Genomic DNA, 21,036 nt, shown 5'->3' with positions numbered 1-21,036 from the left:
AGGGGTACGGGTTAAACGGGGCGCTCAGGATGAGCGCGAATCGGTCCTGCGCAAGCACATTGCCAGAGCTTGCAAAACCCTTCTGCCTGTGGATTCTACGCGCCCCATGTCCGCGAATCTACTCATTTACCTTGATGGCAAGCTTGTTCCTGAATCCGAGGCGAAGATCTCCGTCTTCGACCACGGCCTGCTTTATGGGGATGGCGTATTCGAGGGTATCCGTATTTACAATGGCCGCGTGTTCCGCCTGACCGAGCATCTGCACCGTCTCTACGACTGCGCCAAGGCCATCTGCCTCACCGTGCCCATCCCGTTTGAGGAAATGGAAAAAGCCACGCTCGACACCGTGGCCGCCAACAATCTGCGAGACGGCTACATCCGCCTCGTCATCACACGCGGCGTGGGCTCCCTTGGTTTGAATCCCTACCAGTGCCCGAAGGCCAGCGTGTTCATCATCGCCAGCAGCATCACGCTGTATCCGGCAGAGCGCTATGAGAAGGGTCTGGAGCTCATCACCTGCGGCACCCGCCGTCCGAATTCCGCCGCACTCAGCCCCCAGGTCAAGAGCCTGAACTACCTCAACAACATCATGGCCAAGATCGAATGTCTCCAGGCCGGCTGCGATGAGGGCATCATGCTCAACGATCAGGGCTTCGTCTCCGAATGCACTGGCGACAACGTCTTCATCGTGAAAAACGGCAAGGTCACCACCCCGCCGATCTCCTCCGGCGCCCTGGATGGCATCACCCGCCGTGCTGTCATGGAAATCCTCGCGGAAATGGGCCAGCCCTGCACCGAGGCCGTCATGACCCGCTTTGACATTTATACCGCCGACGAATGCTTCCTCACCGGCACCGCCGCTGAAGTCATCCCCGCCGTGAAGTATGACCGCCGCCCCATTGGCGACGGCACCCCCGGCAAGCTGACACAGGAGCTGACCAAGCGCTTCAAGGCGCTGGCAAACAGCACCGGCACTCCGGTCACCTATGCATGAGGTCGCGATCGCTGCGCCAAATTCCGGTTGGAAGATGGCGCGCTAAATGCAAGTCCCCCCCCAGAATGAATCAGAAGACTCCATTCGCCCGCTGCTGCAGATGGCTGCTGCTGCTGGGATGGTCCCTGACCGCTCTCAGCTGTTCAAGCTCGAAGCCCGTCGCGGAGAATCCACTCAGCAGCCGCGCCTGGTGGAAGGGCGATGGCGTCGTGGGCAGTCCCCGGATCGTCATCAATCTCAGCACCCAGCGCGTGCAGTATTACAAGGGCAAGGAACTCGTCGGAGTCTCGCCGATCTCCTCAGGTCGTGAGAGCCATGGTACGGTGACCGGCTCATACAGCATTCTGGACAAAGACATCGACCATCGTTCCTCGCTCTTCGGCTCCTACGTGGACAAGGAAGGTAATGTTGTGCAGGGAGATGTGGACACCCGCACCGACCCTGCGCCCCCGGGGACTAAATACATCGGAGCCAACATGCGCTACTTCATGCGCATCGTCGGCGGCATCGGCATGCATGAGGGGTATCTCCCGGGGTATCCGGCCTCTCACGGCTGCATTCGCCTGCCCACCAAAATGGCCGCCATCTTCTTCAAGGAAACGCCGCCGGGAACACCAGTCCAAATCATTGGTGAAAGCTCGCTCGCCGCCACCGAAAGCGCGATCCCTATCGGCGTCGACACGATTCCCGATGTAGCTACGGTGGAGCCCAAACGTCCTGCCAAAAAGGCGAAAGTTGCAGCGGCTGCAGAATCGAAGCCGAAGTCAGCAGCAAAGCCCCAAACAACGGTGCGCCGGGCGATTGTGGATGCCAGCAAGCCTTCATGGTTCAAATGGACTCGCAGACCCCCACGCGGTGCCACGATCTATTTGAACGAGTAGCCCCTTCGAATCCGGAACGTAAACCGAACTTCCAAGTTCGGTGAGCGGGAACCGAAATGGTAGGTGACTATTCAGTCCCCCTCAAAAGTCGGCAAGGGGAAGGGGGGTGGATTCGCTAGCGGGGAGGCCGAGGTGCGCTCCCGACGTTTTCTGTTGCCCCTCACCCAGCCTTTGACTTCGTCTATCTTCGCTTCGCTATGGTTCCCTGAAGAAGACATGCCCCAAGCCATACCCTCGACGGGGAGAAGGGGACGCATTGCGGCTCCGATGAAGTTTCCAAGTGCTCCAGCGCGAATCTCCTCTCCCCGCCCACGGCTCCGTTGCTCCATATCTCTTTCGGGGAGAGGCTGGGTGAGGGGAGAAATTTCGGGAGCTCACCTTGGCTCCTCAGGGACCTGGATAGTTACCTTGGAACTTCGGTTCACTTCACCATGACCCATCCCACCAAGATCAGAATGGGCAGCAGGATGGGAATCGAGAAGCGGAACATGTAGGCCAGGAAAGAGGGCGCATGGACCTTGGATTTGTCCGCGATCGCTTTCACCATGAAATTGGGACCGTTGCCGATGTAGCTGCCCGCTCCGAAGAACACCGCGCCCAGTGAGATGGCGATGAGATGCGCCGCATGCTCGGCCGCGAACTTTATCACGTCGGCGGGGGAATCGACGGAGAGATGCTCCTGGCCCATCGAGGCGGCGAGGAAGGAAAGGTAGGTGGGGGCGTTGTCCAGGAAGGCGGAAAGCGCACCCGTGGTGAAATAATACTGCATGGGCGAGTTGATCTGCAGCGCCTCGCCGCTCTGCAGGATCTGCAGCGCGGGGATCATGGTGAGGAAGATGCCGACGAAGAGAAAACCGACTTCCTTGACCGGGCCGAAATTGAAGTCATTTGCGTCATGCACCTCCGGCTTGGTCGTGTAGTAGGAGGCCACGGCCGCGCCAAACATGATCAGGGCGGGGATGGAGAAGACACCGAGCAGGGTGGTCTCCTGAACGCTCTTGGGCAGGAAGACCGCCGCAAGCACCACACCGAGCCACAGGATGTTCAGCAGGCCGCGGAAGAGCCAGTCTTCATGCGCTGTTTCCATTTCACGAATTTCCTTGGGGATGCGGGAGAAGTTGCGCGTGTCGAAGATGAAGAAGACGACGAGCAGCAGGGTGACGGCAAGCGCCCAGGCCTGCCAGCAGTGCTGCAGCACCCAGAAGAAGGAAACGCCACGCAAAAAGCCAAGGAAGAGCGGCGGATCGCCGATGGGTGTGAGGCAGCCGCCGACGTTGCTGATGATGAAGATGAAGAAGACGATGTGGAAATGGGTGATGCGGAACTTGTTCATCTTGATCCACGGACGGATCAGGAGCATCGAGGCTCCGGTGGTTCCGATGAAGTTGGCCAGCACGGCTCCGATGAGGAGGTAGAGGGTGTTGACGAACGGGGTGGCTTCGCCCTTGACTCGGATGTTGATGCCTCCCGAGATGACGAAGAGGGAGCCCACCAGGGCCATGAAGCTGACGTATTCATGCGCGGCATGGTGCAGCGGGTGCCAGTCGTTCTGGACAAAGGCGTAGTAGGCGGTGGTGACCAGGCCCAGCCCCACGGCGACCTTTGGGTAGTGATGCTCCCAAAAGTGCGCCGCAAAGAGCGGCATCAGGGCGATGCAGAGCAGCAGGATGGCAAATGGTGCCAGCATGCCCATGGGGGGCAGTGCGGCGTGGGCGGGGGCATTGGCGAGGATGAACATGCAGCAGGGAATGGCTGGAGATATGTACAGGTGGATAGACGCAATCGGTGGGCCGAAAGCTGTAAAATCCTCGGGAAAGAGGCTGGGGAGAGCTTACTCCGGACGACGGTCCAGCATGCCCTTGGCTTTCTCAAGTTCGCCGATCGCCCAGTCGCTGATGCCGGGTTCATCGGTGTCTGCGGACCCGGTGATGTGCATGCGCCGGATGTAATACTTGTCCATGAACGCCACGATCTTCTCAGAAACACCGAGGATGCCGCGGTGCACGTGAAGGACGGGCTTTTTCAACTTTCGGGCGGTGCTGACGGCCTTCTGGGCGGTGCCTGCGGCCTTGGCGGCGAGGGTAAAGACCAGGGTGGCTTCCGCATCACGCACGTTGGAACTGACAGCCTCCAGCACGTTTTCCGTCTCGCCTTCCTTGAGCTTGTAGCGCGGGTCCAGCGTTTCCGCAGATCCGAGCAGGCCCTTCGGGCACCAGCCGCCGTGGGGACATTCGTATTTCAACGCCCACTCCAGAGCGGCGCGTTCGACGCCCATCTGAGCGCCGGTGATGATGACAAGTTTGAAAGCCATGGAACGTTCAGAAGAAATCAGGACTGCGTCTACGGCAAGCACGATCTCGCTTTATTCCAGGTGCCGTCCCAGCATCAGGTCCAGATTGCGTTCCACGATTTCACCCATGGATTTGCAGGAATCAAACAGATGGGAGTTGTGGTATTCACCCAGTTCGGAGCGGAGCTGCACGACCTTTTCGAAGGGCTCCACCGCATTGTTCTTCATGCAGTGCAGCAGGGAGGTGATGCGCTGGTGCTCGGAGAGGTAGCGGCGGGAGATGAGGCTGCGCTCCTCCTCCTGGTACTGCTTCATCGTGGGGTAGTTCAGGCAGGAGGAGCAGAGCTGCACCACCGGGTTGTTCTCTTTGAAGAACTGCGGGAGGTACAGGCTTTTGCGCCCTTCATAGCTCTGCTGGTCGAAGTCGATGGCACGCACGCGGTACTGCACCTCCTCAAAGTCAGGCGTCATGTCCACCACGTAATTGTAGCTGCGCATGTCGCCCAGAAGGCGGATGAAGCAGCGTTCGCTGAATTTCACGAACTCCTTGGCCAGACGGACACCGTTGAAGTCAGGACGCTGCAGGTAGTCGCGGATGAAGGCGTCTCCCGGCACACCGGCGATGTGCTCCTCCACCAGGGTGCCGCCCCGGTGCATCAGATAGTTGATGCGGTTCGGGGAGAGCAGGTGCTCCAGCTCCAGACCATAGACGCGGGAGGCGTCCGCAGTTTTCACGTAGAAGTGGTCGTAGTTGTCATTGTACTGGTTCACCACCCGGACTCGGAAGGGGCGGGAGTTGCCAAATTCGCAGTAGTCTACACGCTCCACGAAGAGGTGCGGCACCGCATGGAAGTCCCCCGTGCGGAGCTGCGAGTAGATGCTGGTGAGCTTGGGATAGAGCTCCTTCTGCAGCTCGCGCGGATAAAGTACGCTGCTCCAGTAGGTGGCATTGCCCTCCTTGTCGAAGAGAGGGTAGCTTTCGGAGAAGTTGCGCAGTTCATCATACTGCGTGGGCAGCGAGTAGCAGCGCCCGAACTGATCGAGGTACTCGATCAGCTCATCGGTGACGGGGATGAAGTTTTTGCGCTTGGTGATCTCGTTCATGCCGGCGCTGTGTCGCACTTCGCGTTCCAACTATCAAGGCGGACCTATTTGAGGCTTGTGCGATAGACTGACTTCCTTGCCTTGAAGGCCAACGGCCTTCCGTCATATAGCCTAGGGGGGGCGAGCTTTAGCGAGTGCTCCCCTGGGTTCCGGCAGCCACTCTGGGAAGCAAACCCAGTACTCCGCCACACTTTTATCCCGCCAGCAGCGTCTGCAATGAGCCCCGCTGCGAGTTTGCCGCATTCAGGCACTGAGTCCACTTCCAGCAGAAATGCTCTGCTTGTCAGTCCATTGCGCAAGGTTCAATAGGCGCCGCTTTACGGAGCGGTAGTCGCAATTGGAGCACTTCAGGTCCCGGCGGGTGGCAGGAAGCCGATGCTTGAGAGGTGCTGGAGGTAGAGGTTCATGCGGGCCTGATTGATCGGCGGGCAGGTGATTCCGCTGCCCTCAAGATCCTGCAGCGCATTGTGGCAGAATTCGGAGGAGCGCTCTTGAGTCAGATTGAAGAGCACCTGGCGCGGAATGAAGAGCTGGTACACGGCAATGGGGTTTTGTTGTACGCCCAGGCCGCCGGCAAGTGTTGCCTCCCATTGCGCCTCTGGCACTTCCTGGATGGAGTAGCCGAAGTCACGCGTGAGTTTCAGCACCTCACGGAAGCCCGGGGCGGCGGGATTGATGAGGTGGTAGTTGCGTCCGGTACCGGTGAGATTGAGCGAGAGCCGCACGATGGCTGCGGCCACGAAATCGACGGGTGTTAGAAGGGTGCTGTTTCCTGAGTCTGGCCCCACGCCTGCGGCCAGGCAGGTTTTGAGGAAGGTCCAGATGATATTGTCAGCGGGGCAGATGCCGGTGCGGTCATCACCCACGAGCAGGCCAGGGCGGTACACATGGACCGGGAGGCCGTGCTCACGGGCTTGCGCAAACAGCTGCTCGGAAACCCAGCGGCTCTGGCTGTAACCTACGACGAGTTTCTCATGCAGCGGGAGCGGCGAATCTTCGCGCAGCGGCTGTCCATCCATGGCTTCACCGGCGGCGAAAATGCTGACACTGGAGAGGTAGTGCACGGGCTTGAGCCTGCCCTGGGCGGCCAGACGGATGATCTCCACCGAACCGCTCACATTGATCGTCCTGAGCTGTGCATAGGCGGCAATGTGGTTGATGTGTGACGCTGTATGATAAATGCTGTCCACCGTGGTGGCGAGTTCATCAAAGGCGGCGGGTTCAAGACCGAGCAAGGGCAGCGCGAGGTCTCCCAGGACCGGGATAATGCGGGCGCGGAAGGACTCCTCCCAGCAGCCATGCTTTTGCAAATGCGCCTCGATCTGCTGCACGGCGTCGGCAGTGTCTGCTGCGCCAATGAGGCAGTACACCTTGGCATGGGTCTTCAGCAAAAGATCACGCAGCAGATAGGCGCCGAGGAATTCCAGCGCTCCCGTAAGGAAGAGGCACTGCGGCTGCTGGATCTGTGCTGCCGAGACATGCCCCGTGGCGAAAGGAATGTTCCAACGGGCGAGGTCTGCATCCTGCACCATGTCATTTTCAGCAGGGACAAGCGCCGCAGATTCCGACGTGGCCGCGGCAGGCTCGGCTTTGCCGCCGGTCATCAAGTTGAGCAGGATCTCGGCGAGTTTTTGCACCGTTGGCGCACCACCCATGAGCTGCCCGGTGGGGATGGCGATGCCGGTCTGACCTTCGATCTGATGGATGAGCTCGACCGCCATGAGCGAGTCGATGCCGATCTCATTGAGCGGACGCTTGGAGTCGATCTTGCCGGGAGTGGTGCGGAGGATCTTGGCCACCTGCTCGCGCAAAAAGGTGTCCAAAATGCCCAGCTGCTCTGCGGGCGCGGCGGCAAGCACGGCCTCGCGCAGCCAGTTGGAATCGTCGGACTGATGTTGCCTGAGCGCATCTTCCGTGGTCAGCAGCGCATAGCGCGGCGTCGCGATGATGGCTGGTGTGACGGAGGCCCACTTGGACCAGTCAATGCGCGAGACCATCATCTGGCAGATGGCAGGCTGCTGCATGAGACGGCCCAGAATGGGCAGGCTCTCCACAGGTGTGATGCCAGACCAGCCGATGCGGGCAAAGTGCTCCTCAAGCTTCTTGTGACGCGCCACGTAACCGACACCCGCCATGACGCCCCAGTTGATGGTGAGACCCGGCAGGCCCTGCATGCGCCGATGGTTTGCCAGGGCATCCAGGAAGGCGTTCGCCGCAGCGTAGTTCGCCTGGCCGGGACTGCCAATGATGGACGCCACCGAGGAGAACATCACAAAATGATCGAGCTCCAGTCCCTGCGTCTGCAAATGCAGATTCCACGCGCCGTTGATCTTCGGCGTGGTGACCTTGGTGAATCGCTCCGCATTCAGTTGCGAGATCAGCCCGTCATCCAGCACCATCGCAACGTGGAAAACACCCCGCAGCGGCGGGTGAGACTGCGCGATCTCCTGCAGCAGCGCGGTCACGCTGGCAGGATCGCTCACGTCGGACTTGATCACCGTCACTTCGGCACCCGCGGCCTGCATGGCGGCCACGCCGGCACGGGCTTCATCACTGGAGGCACCACTGCGGCTGGAGAGAACAAGATGTCGCGCGCCTTGCTTCACAAGCCACTGCGACATGGCCAGGCCAAAGCCCCCAAGTCCGCCCGCCACGAGGTAGGTGGCATCAGGATTCAACTGGAGCGCCCCATCCGCTGTGTCGGCGCTGAGCGAGACCTTGGCATCCGCCATGGTGAGCACCACTTTGCCGATCTGCCTTGCCTGCGTGATGTAGCGGAACGCATGCGCCGCATCCGCCAGCGCAAACGAGCGATAGGGGAGTGCAGGAAGCTTGTGCGAACCAAACAGCTTTTTCAGGCTGCCCATGATGGACTTCGAATTCCGCGGATCGAGCGCATGACCAAGGTCGATCGCGTGATACGAAAGATTATGGCGGAAGGGGAAGAGCCCCACCTTCGTGTTGCCATAGATGTCCCGTTTGCCGATTTCAAGGAAGCGCCCGTACTGGCGCAGCAGCGAGAGGCTCTGATGAATGGCCTCGCCCGCCAGCGAATTCAGCACAAGATCCACGCCCTCATTATTCGTGATGCGCATGACCTCGCCCGCAAAGGCCAGCGTGCGTGAATCCAGCACATGCTCCACGCCGATCTTCTTCAAGAACGCACGCTTCTCCGCGCTGCCGGCAGTGGCAAAAATCTCCGCCCCAGTGGCCTTGGCGATGCGCACCGCCGCCTGACCGACACCGCCCGTGGCGGCATGGATGAGCACACGTTCACCCTTCGCCATGCGCCCCTGATGCGTGAGCGCATAGGAGGCGGTCAAATACGTCACCATCATCGTGGCCGCCTCTTCCATCGTGAGGTGCGCGGGCTTGATCAATACCGCATACTCGACCGTGGTGACGTGCGTGCCGAAGCACCCGGCCGCGAGCGCCATGACCTCGTCTCCCGGTTTGAACTGCGTCACATGGCTGCCCACGCGTACAATACGTCCGGCACACTCATCGCCAAGCAGCATCGCATCCGCAGCTTCGGCGGGATAAATGCCCAACGCCTTCATCACATCGCGGAAGTTCAGTGCAGCGGCGCAGATTTCGATCTCCACCTCATTCGGGCCCGGCGCGCGGCGCGCCTTGGCGCGGAACACTAGCTTGTCCAAGGAGCCAGGTTTGGCAGACTCAAGACGGAAGCACTGCTCAGCGTTGAGCGTGGACGTGCTGCTTTGCGCAAGATGATCCAGCGAGCCATGCACCAGACGGTGGGCATACCGCGCCTCACCGCGCCAGGCGATCTCGGTTTCCTCATCGGCATGGAGTAGTTCGTTGAGCAAAATCGCACGGTCCTGCGCGCCAGCAGCGGCATCGAGATCAATGCTGCGGCAGTGCAGGTCCGGATGCTCGCTCATAATCACGCGGGCCATGCCGTGCAGCGGCGATTGCGTGAGCGAGAGCGCAGACGTTTTCACACCAGCAGGCTGCGCTCCACGCGTGACGAACCACAGGCCGGGCAGCGTCACATGGCCTGCTGCAATCAGCGCCTGCACCAGATGGAGCGCACTGTGGCAGACGAGTGCCTGAGACTGCACAATCTCATCCGTCGTGATGTCCGCACCCGCCGGTGCGTCGAGACTCCAGAGATGGATGACGCCTCGCAGGGGCGCGGTTGGCGGCAGGTCGGAAAGCAGGCGTGTGTAGTCTTCGGCTGCGGATGCGCGGAGCTTGACGTCATCAGCAGAAATTCGCTCGAAGGTGTCCGCAGCGGTGACCACGCGGCAGGTGTTGCCTCGCTGACGCAACTCCTCCGCGAGTGATGGTGCAAGGCCCTGCTGATCGGCTAGGATCAGCCAGTGGCCAGCCTCCGCAGGCGCTTCATCCACGACGCCGGCAAGTTGCGGCAGTTCCGGACCACGCGCGAGCAGGACGACCTGCCCGCTCTGGCTTTGGTTGGAGGCATCAGCCACCGCTTCCACGCTGGCAAAGCCTGCTGCGGCGATGATCTGAAGCCAGTCGATGGCAGGCAGCACAGGATGATGCGCGCGCAGCGCCGAGTCCTGGAAGTTCCACCAGCGTGCGTCCGTGCCGCATACCAGATCATGCCAGGGTGTGGCTCGCTCGAGCTCCAGGACCATGAGCAGTCCGCCGGAGGCCAGCAGCTGGCGCACATGTCCCAGCGACTGCTGCACGTTCTGTGTCAATGACAGCGCATTGGAAATGAGGACGATGTCAAAACGCTCGTCAGCAAAACCCTGTTCAGCCGGCGCGAGATCTAGATCCAGCACGCGGTACTGCACCGAATGGTAGTCGCTGAATTTTTTCCCGGCCTGATCAAAGTGGCGGTCCGAGACATCCGTGAAGCAGTACTCCACACCCGACTGCGGCAGGCATGGCAGCACGCTGGCGGTCACTCCGCCGGTGCGTGCGCCGATCTCCAGGATGCGCGCGCGCCGTCCCTCGGGAAGATTCGCCAGCGCTGCGCTGACCGCTTCACCAATGACATGGTTGTAAACTCGCGTGAAGACGGACGCCGCCTCAAAGTGCTCCAGCATGTTCGCGGAAAGCACGCCTGCGGCATCGCTCTTGCCGCGCAGTAAATCAGCCAGTCCGTCGGTGCTGCGGTCCAGCAGGATGAGCTCGGGATGGAAGGCCGGGAAATGGAAGACGAAGTCCTGCCAGGGCTTGTCGCGATTCAGTGATGCCGGTTTTGCCGTGACCGTCCATGCAGGTGCTTCAGCAGATGGCACAGCTTGCAGCCAGCCGTCCGGCTCCAGCAAGATGAGCAGGCGGTGTACAAAGCGCTCATGCGCGGGCTGCACCTTCGTGCGTTTCAGCAAGGCGGGCAGCGTGAAAGTCTCGCCCGGTTTGGGGCGCCAGCCGAGCTGCTTGAACACCGCGAGAATCGAGCTGCGGCACAGCTGCAGAAAGCGCGGCTCCCATTCCTGATAGCGCACGTTCATGCCCAGCGCCGTGCTGAAATCAGCAGCGCTCTCTCGCAGCTTTGCGGCCAGCTTGGCGTTGTCTGGCAGGTAGTCAGCAGGCGTGCGCACGCTAGGCACTGCAGAGAGCGGCTTCAGCTGCCACTCGGACTGGTACAGCCAGTCTGCCTGTGCGCCGGAGCCGGGTGCGCTGTTCATGGCGGTGTGCTTGCAAAGAAAATCGGTGATCTCCAACTGCACATTGCCCTCGTCGTCGAGGATGAAAAGATCGATGACGATGATCTTCTTCGCGATCGCCTGCGTCCTGCGCACATAGGCCCACACCTTGGCACCGGGCCTGGAGTAGCAGCGGATGCGCTCCATGCGCGCCGGGAGGTAAAGTCCATCCGCAGGAATCGCGATCGTGGGATGGATGCACGCGTCCAGCAGTGCGGGATGGACGATGTAGCGGTCCATCTCCGCCACCACAGCGGCAGGCAGTTCGATTCGGCCGAGGGCTTCATCCTGGCCCGCCCAGACATGCGTCAGCGCCTGAAACTGCGGGCCGTAGTGCAGCTCCGCAGTGGCGGCAGATTGATAAAAAGTTTTGCCATCGAGTTCCGACACGCAGCGCTTTTGGATCGCGGCAAGATCAAACGGCGCAGGCTGTCGGCGCTCGGGCTCGGCGCGCATGCGTCCGGTGACGTGCTGCGTCCAGTTCGGCGGGTCCTCGGTGAGGGTGCTCTTGATGACGAAGGTGTTTTCCTCCGGCTGGCAGGAGATCTGCACCAGCGGCACATCATCCCCTGCAGGCAGGATGCAGCCGCGATGGATTTCGAGTTCTTCAACGAGCACCGGCTTTTCCAGGTGCAGCTCACGGCCGGCGGCCAGCGCCATCTCCACATAGCCTGCACCGGGGAAGATGAGGTGCTGGCCCACTCGGTGGTCCTTCAGCCAGGTCAGTACGTTTTTGTTCAGCGCAGTTTCCCAGGTGGGCTGAAAGTTTTGCAGTGCCAGCTTGAGCAGCGGATTCAGCTGCGGACGCGTCCGCAAATTCATCGAATACGCGGGCTCATGCCAGAAGTGCTCCTTCTGCCAGGGGTATTCCGGCAGGCGAATCGCGGAGCTCGCCTGCGTGTAGAGTCCCTGCCAGTCCACCTCATGACCATTCACATGCAGTGCCCCCAGTGTGCCCAGCAGCGTGGCGCGCTCCGGCTTCTGGCGTCGCAGGGATGGCAGCACCAGCCCGATGGCTTCCGCCGTGGTGAGGCATTCGGACATCGAATTGGACAGCACGGGGTGCGGGCTGATCTCAAGAAAATGCGTCTGTCCTGCGGCGATCACCGCATCAATCGCCGGAGCAAAGAGCACGCTCTGCCGCACATTGTGCCACCAGTACTCCGCGTCATAGTCCGTGCCTTCGGCCAGCTTTCCGGTGACGGTGGAGAAGATTTTGACGCTGCCCGTCTGGGGCTGCAGACCAGCCAGTGACTCGGCCAGTTCTTCCCTCACCGGGTCCATGTGGGCGCTGTGAAACGCATAGTTCACCGGCACGTACCGCACAAAAAGCGCGCGCTGCTCCACCACCTGGAAAATCTCATCCACCGCATCGCTGTCACCCGAGATGGAGACCATCTTCGGCCCGTTCACAGCCGCGAGCGAGGCTCTGTCGCCATACGGGGCGATGAGGGCTTCGGCCTCCTCTCGCGTCAGCGCGGCGGCGATCATCTTGCCGCGCAGCGGTGTCTTCTCCATGCAGCGTCCTCGATGGTGGATGACACGCACCGCCTCGGGCAGAGACAGCGCACCGCATACATGCGCCGCGGCGACTTCTCCCATGCTATGTCCTACTACAGCATACGGTCGCACGCCCCACGATTGCCACAGCGCCGCCAGTCCCACCTGCAGGGCAAAGAGCGCCGTCTGCGCGATCTGCGTTTCGTTCAGCCGCGTGGTCGTTTCATCACGACGCAGCTCATCCAGCAGCGAGCAGCCGCCGAGCTTGAGCAGTTCTTCATGGCAGGTCTGGATGATCTCGCGGAACACCGGCTCCTGCTCCAGAAGTTCACGCCCCATCGCCCACCACTGCGGCCCCTGACCGCTGAAGACAAAGACGAGGCGGGCGTTTTTGACTGGCTGCCCAACGTTGAGTCCGGGGGTCTGCTCTCCGCTCAAATAGGCGGACAGTGCGGCGCTCATCCCGGCACGTGTGCTTGCCACCGCTGCGAGACGAAATTCATGGTGCGTGCGCCTGCGGCTCGCCGCGGCGCAGATGTCGCTCAGAGAGAGGGATTCATCCGCAGACTCCAGGAAATCGTGGAAGGACTTGGCCACGGCCACCAGTGAGGCATCCGTGCCGCGTGCGGAGATTGGCAGGATGAGCTCCAGCTCATCGCCAGCGGGTGCCGGGACGGGAGCCGGCGCTGGACGTGGCGGTGCAGCCTCCAGCACGGCATGGGCATTGGTTCCGCCAAAGCCAAAGGAATTGATGCAGGCCAGCAGGCGGTGCTTCGCGTCCTGCTTCAGCGGCGTGGCGGTCACCGGCACCTTCAGCCGCAGACGCTCAAAGTTGAGCGAGGGATTCGGCGTGTTGAAATGCAGATTCGGCGGCACCATGCCGTGCTTCAGGCACAGGGCCACTTTGATCAGCCCCGCGATGCCTGAGCCCGCCTCCAGATGGCCGATGTTCGTCTTCACCGATCCGAGCAGGCAGTCATCTCCGGGCTGACGCCCGACGCCAAGGATCGTGCCCAGAGCGCTGCCTTCGATGAGATCGCCGATGGTGGTGCCTGTGCCGTGGGCTTCGGCATACTGAATTTCATTCGGAGATACGCCTGCGAGACGGCAGGCCGTGGCGATGAGCTCCTGCTGGGAGCCTCGGCTTGGCACCGTCATCCCGGACGTACGTCCGTCTTGATTGACGGCGGTGCTGCGGATGACGGCATAAATGGGATCGCCATCCGCCAGCGCGGCAGAGAGCGGTTTCAGGCACACCGCACCCACGCCTTCACCCCTGACGAAGCCGTTGGCGCTGGCATCAAAGGCTTTGCAGCGCCCGTCCGCAGACAGCATGCCCATGCTGGAGAAGGCAACAAAGGGGAAGGGGGTGATGATGCAGTTCACCCCGGCGGCGATGGCACGTGAGCATTCCTTGTTCCACAGCGCCTGGCAGGCCATGTGCACCGCCACCATGGAGGAGGAGCAGGCCGTGTCCACCGCCACGCTGGGTCCTTGGAAATTCAGCGCGTAGGAGATGCGGTTGGCCGCGATGCTGGCCGCGACTCCCGTGGCGGAATGCGGATAGGCCAGGCCACGACCTGCGGAATTCTGCTGAATGTCCCCGTAATCATGCGTGGAGATGCCCACAAAGACACCGGTGTCTTCACCTTTGACGATGTCCACCTGCTGGCCCGCATCCATCAGAGCCTCCCAGGTGGCCTCAAGCAGCAGTCGCTGCTGCGGGTCGACGAAAGGAGCCTCACGCTGCGTGATGCCGAAGAAGCCCGGGTCAAAAGTGTCGATCTCATCGATCAGCCCCGCCCACTTGGAATAGGTCTTGCCCGGCTTGCCAGGTTCGGGGTCGTAGTAAAAGAGGTGGTCCCAGCGGTCCTGCGGTACTTCGCGGATGGCATCCACCCCGCCCATGAGCATCTGCCAGAAAGTTTGGGCGTTGGTGGCTCCTCCGGGTAGGCGGCATCCGATTCCAATGATGGCGATGGGGGCGGCAGAGGTTGGTTCTGGCATGGGTTTTACTTGCTTACTTGCTCACGGTGCGGCTTGTCAACAAACCGGCTTGGAAATAGCATGTTCTCTGGCGTTGCAAACTCATCAAGCTGGGGCTTGAAAAGTGTGTGACCCTTTTTCATGGCCGCCGTTGCATATTCATTCTGAATGATCACCACACTTGACCGCAAACTGCTCCGCGACCTCGGCGGCATGAAAGGGCAGGTACTGGTGGTGAGCCTCGTCATGGCCTGCGGCGTGGCCATGATGATCGTGTCCCAAAGCGTGATTCTGAGCCTGGAAAGAACACGGGACAGCTACTACCAGCGTTACCACATGCCGGATGTGTTCGGTCAGGTGAAGAGCGCGCCGCTGTCCCTGCGGGACCGGCTTAGCCACATCCCCGGTGTGGCGGCGGTGGAGCTCCGCGTGGTGGAAGGCGCTCTGCTGGACATGGAAGGCGTGCAGGAGCCGGTCAGGGGGCGGCTGGTTTCCCTGCCGGATGACGGCAAGCTCAATCTCAACCAGATCTTTCTGCGGCGGGGCAGGCTCCCCGCAGTGGGGGCCCAGCGGGAGGCCGTGGTGAGCGAGGCCTTCGCGCAGGCAAACGGGCTTCAGATAGGTGACCGCATCACCGCCATCCTCAATGGGCATCGCGACCACCTGGACATCTGCGGCATCGGGCTGTCGCCGGAGTTCGTGTTTGAAGCGCCTCCGGGGCAGACCCTGCCGGACAACAAGCACTACGGCATCTTCTGGCTGCGCTACCAGTCCCTGGCCTCCGCCTTTGATCTGGATGGCGCTTTCAATGACTTCTGCATGGATCTGTCTCCCGGAACACCGCCCAAGGAGGTGATCGAGGAGGTGGACCAGATGCTGGTCACCTACGGTGCCCCCGGCGCGTATGCGTTGAGCGATCACTCCAGCTCAAAGCGGCTGGGTGACGAACTGCGGATCGTTCGAGCGCTCTCCCTCGCGTATCCCTTGGTGTTTCTGTGCGTGGCGGCCTTCATGGTAAATTCCGTCACCTCCCGGCTTGTGCGTCTGCAGCGGGAGCAGATCGCCCAGCTCAAGGCGCTCGGCTACACCTCCTGGCAGGTGGGCCGGCACTACCTGAACTATGCCTTGGTGATCGTGGCCGCAGGCACCGCAGTGGGCATTTTTGCCAGCTGGCGTCTGGGCCACACCATGCTGGCGGTGTACACCCTGCTGTTTCATTTCCCTGAGCTGCACTTCCAGCTGGATCAGAGCGCCATGGTCATGGCCCTGGTCATCAGCATCGCGGCGGCAGTCCTGGGGGTGGCTGGGGCCGTATGGCTGGCGGTCAAGCTCTCCCCGGCGGAGGCCATGCGGCCGGAACCCCCGGCGGATTTCAAGCCATCGCTGCTGGAGCGCCTTGGCGTCACGCGGGGCACGGGGCTCGTGTTTCGCATGGCCTTGAGAAACATCGAACGTCGCCCGGTGCAGGCCGGCTTCACCGTGGCGGGGCTGGCGCTGGCCACCGGCCTGCTGGTGCTGCCGGGCGCCCTCGCGGACAGCGTGGACCAGCTGCTCACCTATCAGTGGAATGACCAGTTCCGGCAGAACGTGGTGATCCACATGCGGGATCCCGTCTCCCGCAATACAATGCATGATCTGGAGCATCTGCCTGGGGCCATTCGGGTGGAGCCGCTGCGCGGCTTTGTGGCCACTGTGAGCAATGCGCACCACGAGCGCCGGCTGTTCATCCTCGGCTTCGCCAAGGGGCACAAGCTCATCAATCCACGGGACGCGCAGGGACGGCCCCTCGTGCTGCCGGGTGAGGGGCTGGTCGTTTCGCAGAAACTGGCGGAGGTCCTCGGGGTCAAGATCGGGGACCGTCTGCATGTCCAGGTGCTGGAAGGACGCTGCGAACACCGGGAGGTCACCGTGCGCGGCTTCATGGCGGACTTCTATGGCATGGCCGCGTACATGGACATCGATGCGGTGCGCCAGCTGCTGCGGGAGAGCGACACCATGACAGGAGCCTTCCTCACCGTGGACACCAATCGCTGGGACGACTTCATGCGCGAGGTCAAAAAACAGCCGAAGATCGAATTCGCCAGTGTGAAGAAAAATGAGCTGGCCGCGTTTCGTGCCTCCACAGGTCAGAGCATCGGCACCCTGCGCCAGTTGTTTCTGTGGATGGCGGTCATCGTCGCCTTCGGGGTGGTGTACAACAGCGCGCGCATCGCCCTCTCCGAGCGCGGGCGTGACCTCGCCACCCTGCGGGTGGTCGGCCTGACGAAACGCGAAGTGGCCGGCGTGCTGCTGGGTGAGCTGACCCTGCTCGTGCTCGTGGCGCTCCCGCTGGGCCTCGTGTTTGGCAGCGTCCTGGCCTCCTACGTGATCAGTGCCGTGAGCAATGAAACCGTGCGTCTGCCGCAGTACATCAGCACCATCACCTATGCCAAATCCGTGCTCGTCGTCCTCGCAGCCTCAGGCGCCTCCTTCGCCATGGTCGGCTTCATGCTCAACAAGCTCGATCTCGTAAGCGTTCTCAAAGCACGCGACTGAACAAAGCCCCTCCCTATCAGCCGCACACAATCTCTTCCCCGTTGCTCCACGACATCGCAAACCCAGCGCACGTATTGTAGTCCCGCCTTTAGGCGGTTCCGGACGAACATCCCCAAGCCACGTCACTCAGTCACCTCTTGAACTTTGGATCTGATGTCCGGCTGGAACGGCACTCAGTTAAGCGCATGCATCGTGGGTTTTCGATTCGCTACACAAGGCCACGCGACAGTTTTTGGACTGCTGTCGCGCAGATGCACGGCGCAAGCCTGCATCGAAGCCACCGCTTTCGCGTAGTGAAGAACGTTTTCCGGCCTCAGCCGCTATCCAAAATAATACCAGGCATGAATGGCACTCAGTTAAGGCGAGTTGTCGTCGGTCCGGGATGCTGGACACTCTGCGCGTTCTTGCAGGGAAGACTTGCTCTTTCATCTTTTCGCCACCTTGCCCACACCAGCCCCAAAGGGGCTGCGGATTACAGCCCAGTGTCAGCCGAGCCTGAGCGAGGCGACTCTGGGTATGGCACCACACGACAGGAAAGCAAATCCAGCGTCTTCGCCACACAATACGGCAACCAGCAGCGTCTGCCATAAGCTCCGCCGCGCGGACTGCGCGTCGCCAGCTCAAAATTCACGATCAACACCCTTAACTGAGTGCCATTCATACCAGACATTCAATATTTTTTGCGTGTGTTTTCTCATCGGATCACGACACCTGCCCGTTGTCATTTTCCAGCGGCTGAGTCATCGTCTGCCATGTCACAGCCCCCCGATCCGCATGCTTTCGCCCAGGAATGGATTGCCGCATGGAATGCCCATGACCTGCCCCGCATCCTTTCGCATTACGCGGATGACCTGGAGTTTGAGTCGCCCTTCATCTCCCGCGTGTTGGGAGAGGGGGCCACACAGATCCCGAACCACCTGGTGGGAAAGACCGCCGTGGCGGGCTACTGGAGCCAGGCGCTGACACACTACCCGGACCTGCGCTTTGAGCTGCTCCACGTGCTCGCAGGCGCGCACTCCCTGTGCCTCCTTTACCAGTCCGTGCAGAACCTCACCGCCGCCGAGTTTTTCTGGTTTGATGAGCGCGGCCTGGTATGCCGCGCGGCAGCGCACTACGCGCCGGGCTGAGGTGAAGCCATGCTTGGTCCCGTTCATGCGCTGCATAATCGCATCTATTTTTGCAAAGCACGCGCATGAACGTATTCATACTGCCGCATGCTCACGCCTCTCGATCTGAAACTCTTCCGCGACCTCGGTCGCATGAAGGGGCAGATCGTTGCGGTCAGCCTCGTCATGGCCTGCGGACTGGCGATGATGATCATGACGCGCAGCATCGTGCTCACTTTGGAAGGCACGCGGGATGCCTACTACCAGCGCTATCGCCTTGCGGATGTCTTTGCCTCCCTGAAACGGGCGCCGCTTTCGCTGGCCGAGCGCGTGGCAGAAATCCCCGGCGTGGCTGCGGTGGAGGCGCGCGTCGTGGTCGATGCCACGCTCGATCTCGTGGGCATGACCGAGCCTGCATCGGCGCATCTGGTGTCACTTCCGGAAGGACGGCCGCAGATACTCAACAAGACCTTCATCCGGCAGGGCCGGCTGCCGCAGCCCGATGAACGGCGGCAGGCGGTGGTGAGTGAATCCTTCGCACTGGCGAACAAGCTGCAGATTGGCGACAGCCTCGTGGCTATCATCAACGGCCACCGCGACATCATCATCATTTGCGGCATCGGCCTGTCGCCTGAATTTGTCTTTGAGGCCCGGCCCGGGCAGACTCTGCCTGACAACAAACGCTATGGCGTCTTCTGGATGAATTATGAGGCCATCGCCGTGCCTTACGATCTTGACGGCGCGTTCAACGATCTCTGCATTGATCTTTCCCCAGGTGCCCAGGCCGGGCCGGTGATGGCGGAAATCGACCGCCTTCTGCTGGACTATGGCGCGCAGGGGGCCTACACGCGGCGTGAGCACAACAGCGCGCAACGGCTGGATGACGAACTGCGCGTGGTGCGTGCTCTCTCTGTGGCCTACCCCCTGGTCTTTCTCAGCGTGGCGGCGTTCATGGTCAATGCGGTGCTCGCACGGCTGGTGCGCTTGCAGCGGGAGCAGATCGCGCAGCTCAAGGCACTGGGCTATTCCTCCTGGCAGGTGGGCCGGCACTACCTGAACTATGCCCTCGTCATTGTCGTGCTGGGCACCCTGATTGGAAGCGTGGTGGGACGCTGGATGGGGGGCGCTCTGATAAGAATCTACGACATCTTTTTCCGCTTCCCCTCATTGAACTTTCGCATGGATTACAGTGCGCTGGTCATTGCACTGGTCGTCAGCACAGCCGCCTCGTTTCTTGGCGTCATCAGTGTCGTCTGGATGGCGGTCAAGCTGCCGCCTGCCGAGGCCATGCGGCCAGAGCCACCGGCGGACTTCAAGCCTTCGGCGCTCGAGCGCATGGGTCTCACCCGTGGCAGCAGTCCTGCGCTGCGCATGGCCTTAAGAAACATCGAGCGTCGCCCGGTGCAGGCTCTGTTCACGGTTTTCGGTCTCGCCCTGGCCACGGGGCTGATGGTGCTGCCCGGCTCCATGGCGGACAGCATTGACTACATGCTCACCTATCAATGGAACGACGTACAGCGGCAGGATGTAGTGGCCTTTTTCGCCGAGCCCGGATCGGCCGATTCGCTGCACAATCTGGAGCAACTGCCGGGCGTGCAGCGCGCCGAGCCCGTGCGTGCCGTGCAGGCGCGCATCCACTACGGCCACCATTCACGCAAGATCGCTGTGACCGGACTGCCGCGTGATGCAGACCTGAATCGCCTGCTGGATGCGGAACGGCGGCTCATCGTACTGCCGGAGGAAGGCATCGTGATGTCCGCACAGCTGGGCAAAATCCTCGGCGCACGCATTGGCGATGTCGTTCAGGTGGAAGCGCTCGAAGGCCGGCGCGAAACGGTGGGCGTCCCTATCCGTGGTTTCATGCAGGACTTCGCCGGCATCTCCGCCTTCATGGACATCCAGGCGCTTCATCGCCTCATGCGTGAAGGGGGCACCGTGAGCGGAGCCTACATGACCGTGGACCAGGCTCGCTGGAGTGACTTCATGCGCGCCGTGAAAGACACGCCGCGAATCGCCATCACCTTGGTGAAACAGGACCAGCTCGATTCCTTTCGCAGCACCACCGGGCAGAGCATCGGCATCCTGCGCAAGCTCTACCTCGTGCTCGCCATCGTGGTGGCTTTTGGCGTGGTCTACAACAGCGCCCGCATCGCGCTCTCCGAACGCAGCCGTGATCTGGCCACCCTGCGCGTCATCGGCTTCACCCAGCGCGAAGTCGCTGGTGTGCTGCTGGGCGAACTGCTGCTGCTCATCTCCACCGCCATCCCCGTGGGCCTCCTGTTTGGCAAAGGCCTGGCCACCTTCATCATTGCCAAAGTAAGCACTGAAACCATCCGCATGCCTCTGGTCATCAGCCTGAACACCTACACCATGGCCGTCCTCGTGGTCGCAGCGGCCTCCAGCGCCTCCTTCATCGTTGTCAGCCGCATGCTGCGCAAGCTGGACATGGTCGGCGTCCTGAAGGCGAGGGATTGAGTGTAAATGTAACGAAACCGCTGCCGATCCTCGGGCGGACATAGATCGCAGCCAGGTTGCCGGACACCACGGCCATCGTTTGAATGCGAAGATTCCGTAACTTGAGCATCTCACGCTATGCATGCCCATTCAGGCTCTTGAAAAGTGCCGGTCAATTTCAATAGCAAGCCGAGGCTTCCGGTTCGGTGCTGCTCGCGGTGCTGTGTCTGCTCGCTGTGCTTTCCTTTCTGATCATCACCACAGCAGCCATGTCACGGGAGCATAGCGAAATGCAGCAGGCCCGCACCAGCATGATGCGCGCACGCCAGCTCGCGGAATCCGGCATCGACGTGGCGGCCATCTACTCATCAAAGCCGGAGATCTGCTGCTGCTTAACCTGCGCAGAACGTGCCGATGAACTGCCGGATGCGGACTAGGTGGTGACGCATGTGCTGCAGCTTAATCACCTGAGTGCGGGGGATGCAGAAATCAAATAGTGATTGATCGGCGTTGATCCAACCGTTGCGGAATTCAATTG

The 21,036-nt window shown here is 61.3% G+C and carries 10 protein-coding genes; 6 read left to right on the top strand and 4 right to left on the bottom strand.

Annotated elements, in window-relative coordinates:
- The first annotated feature begins 106 nt into the window (after nt 1–106).
- Nucleotides 107–994, top strand: coding sequence for a branched-chain-amino-acid transaminase (ilvE, locus tag AC24GY_RS08765; RefSeq protein ID WP_422320279.1), 888 nt, complete (start codon nt 107–109; stop codon nt 992–994).
- Between the two features lie 65 nt (nt 995–1,059).
- Nucleotides 1,060–1,875, top strand: coding sequence for a L,D-transpeptidase family protein (locus tag AC24GY_RS08760; protein ID WP_487682066.1), 816 nt, complete (start codon nt 1,060–1,062; stop codon nt 1,873–1,875).
- 421 nt (nt 1,876–2,296) lie between these two features.
- On the opposite strand, the gene AC24GY_RS08755 is transcribed toward AC24GY_RS08760, so the two are convergent.
- The 4 genes from AC24GY_RS08755 to AC24GY_RS08740 all read right to left on the bottom strand — a co-directional run bounded on the left by AC24GY_RS08755 (nt 2,297) and on the right by AC24GY_RS08740 (nt 14,424).
- The gene (locus AC24GY_RS08755) at nt 2,297–3,613 is read right to left on the bottom strand and encodes a sodium:proton antiporter (RefSeq protein ID WP_487682064.1); all 1,317 of its coding nucleotides are present in this window, start codon (nt 3,611–3,613) and stop codon (nt 2,297–2,299) included.
- 93 nt (nt 3,614–3,706) lie between these two features.
- Nucleotides 3,707–4,186, bottom strand: a complete 480-nt coding sequence (locus AC24GY_RS08750) for a YpsA SLOG family protein (RefSeq protein WP_487682062.1) — start codon at nt 4,184–4,186, stop codon at nt 3,707–3,709.
- Between the two features lie 51 nt (nt 4,187–4,237).
- Nucleotides 4,238–5,269, bottom strand: coding sequence for a hypothetical protein (locus AC24GY_RS08745; RefSeq protein ID WP_422320788.1), 1,032 nt, complete (start codon nt 5,267–5,269; stop codon nt 4,238–4,240).
- Between the two features lie 347 nt (nt 5,270–5,616).
- On the bottom strand, nt 5,617–14,424 hold the full coding sequence (locus AC24GY_RS08740; protein ID WP_487682060.1) for a thioester reductase domain-containing protein: 8,808 nt from the start codon (nt 14,422–14,424) through the stop codon (nt 5,617–5,619).
- A gap of 147 nt (nt 14,425–14,571) precedes the next feature.
- Here AC24GY_RS08740 and AC24GY_RS08735 point away from each other — a divergent pair, with 147 nt between their 5' ends.
- From AC24GY_RS08735 to AC24GY_RS08720, 4 genes are all read left to right on the top strand, one after another.
- A complete protein-coding gene (locus tag AC24GY_RS08735; RefSeq protein WP_487682058.1) occupies nt 14,572–16,938 on the top strand; it encodes an ABC transporter permease in 2,367 nt (788 codons plus the stop codon).
- Nucleotides 16,939–17,690: 752 nt separating this feature from the next.
- Nucleotides 17,691–18,065 carry a nuclear transport factor 2 family protein gene (locus AC24GY_RS08730; RefSeq protein WP_422322653.1) on the top strand — a complete coding sequence of 125 codons (375 nt, stop codon included), beginning with the start codon at nt 17,691–17,693 and terminating at the stop codon, nt 18,063–18,065.
- An 87-nt stretch (nt 18,066–18,152) separates the two neighbouring features.
- Nucleotides 18,153–20,519, top strand: coding sequence for an ABC transporter permease (locus AC24GY_RS08725; protein ID WP_487682055.1), 2,367 nt, complete (start codon nt 18,153–18,155; stop codon nt 20,517–20,519).
- 248 nt (nt 20,520–20,767) lie between these two features.
- Nucleotides 20,768–20,935, top strand: coding sequence for a hypothetical protein (locus AC24GY_RS08720; RefSeq protein ID WP_487682053.1), 168 nt, complete (start codon nt 20,768–20,770; stop codon nt 20,933–20,935).
- Nucleotides 20,936–21,036 lie beyond the last annotated feature (101 nt).

The organism is Prosthecobacter sp. Pr1 (assembly GCF_057652315.1).
This window is presented reverse-complemented; position numbering and strand designations above follow the sequence as displayed.

Coding starts and splice junctions, on each gene's coding strand:
- ilvE (WP_422320279.1), top strand. CDS start 107: ATGTCCGCGAATCTACTCATTTACCTTGATGGCAAGCTTGTTCCTGAA.
- AC24GY_RS08760 (WP_487682066.1), top strand. CDS start 1,060: ATGAATCAGAAGACTCCATTCGCCCGCTGCTGCAGATGGCTGCTGCTG.
- AC24GY_RS08755 (WP_487682064.1), bottom strand. CDS start 3,613: ATGTTCATCCTCGCCAATGCCCCCGCCCACGCCGCACTGCCCCCCATG.
- AC24GY_RS08750 (WP_487682062.1), bottom strand. CDS start 4,186: ATGGCTTTCAAACTTGTCATCATCACCGGCGCTCAGATGGGCGTCGAA.
- AC24GY_RS08745 (WP_422320788.1), bottom strand. CDS start 5,269: ATGAACGAGATCACCAAGCGCAAAAACTTCATCCCCGTCACCGATGAG.
- AC24GY_RS08740 (WP_487682060.1), bottom strand. CDS start 14,424: ATGCCAGAACCAACCTCTGCCGCCCCCATCGCCATCATTGGAATCGGA.
- AC24GY_RS08735 (WP_487682058.1), top strand. CDS start 14,572: ATGATCACCACACTTGACCGCAAACTGCTCCGCGACCTCGGCGGCATG.
- AC24GY_RS08730 (WP_422322653.1), top strand. CDS start 17,691: ATGTCACAGCCCCCCGATCCGCATGCTTTCGCCCAGGAATGGATTGCC.
- AC24GY_RS08725 (WP_487682055.1), top strand. CDS start 18,153: ATGCTCACGCCTCTCGATCTGAAACTCTTCCGCGACCTCGGTCGCATG.
- AC24GY_RS08720 (WP_487682053.1), top strand. CDS start 20,768: ATGTCACGGGAGCATAGCGAAATGCAGCAGGCCCGCACCAGCATGATG.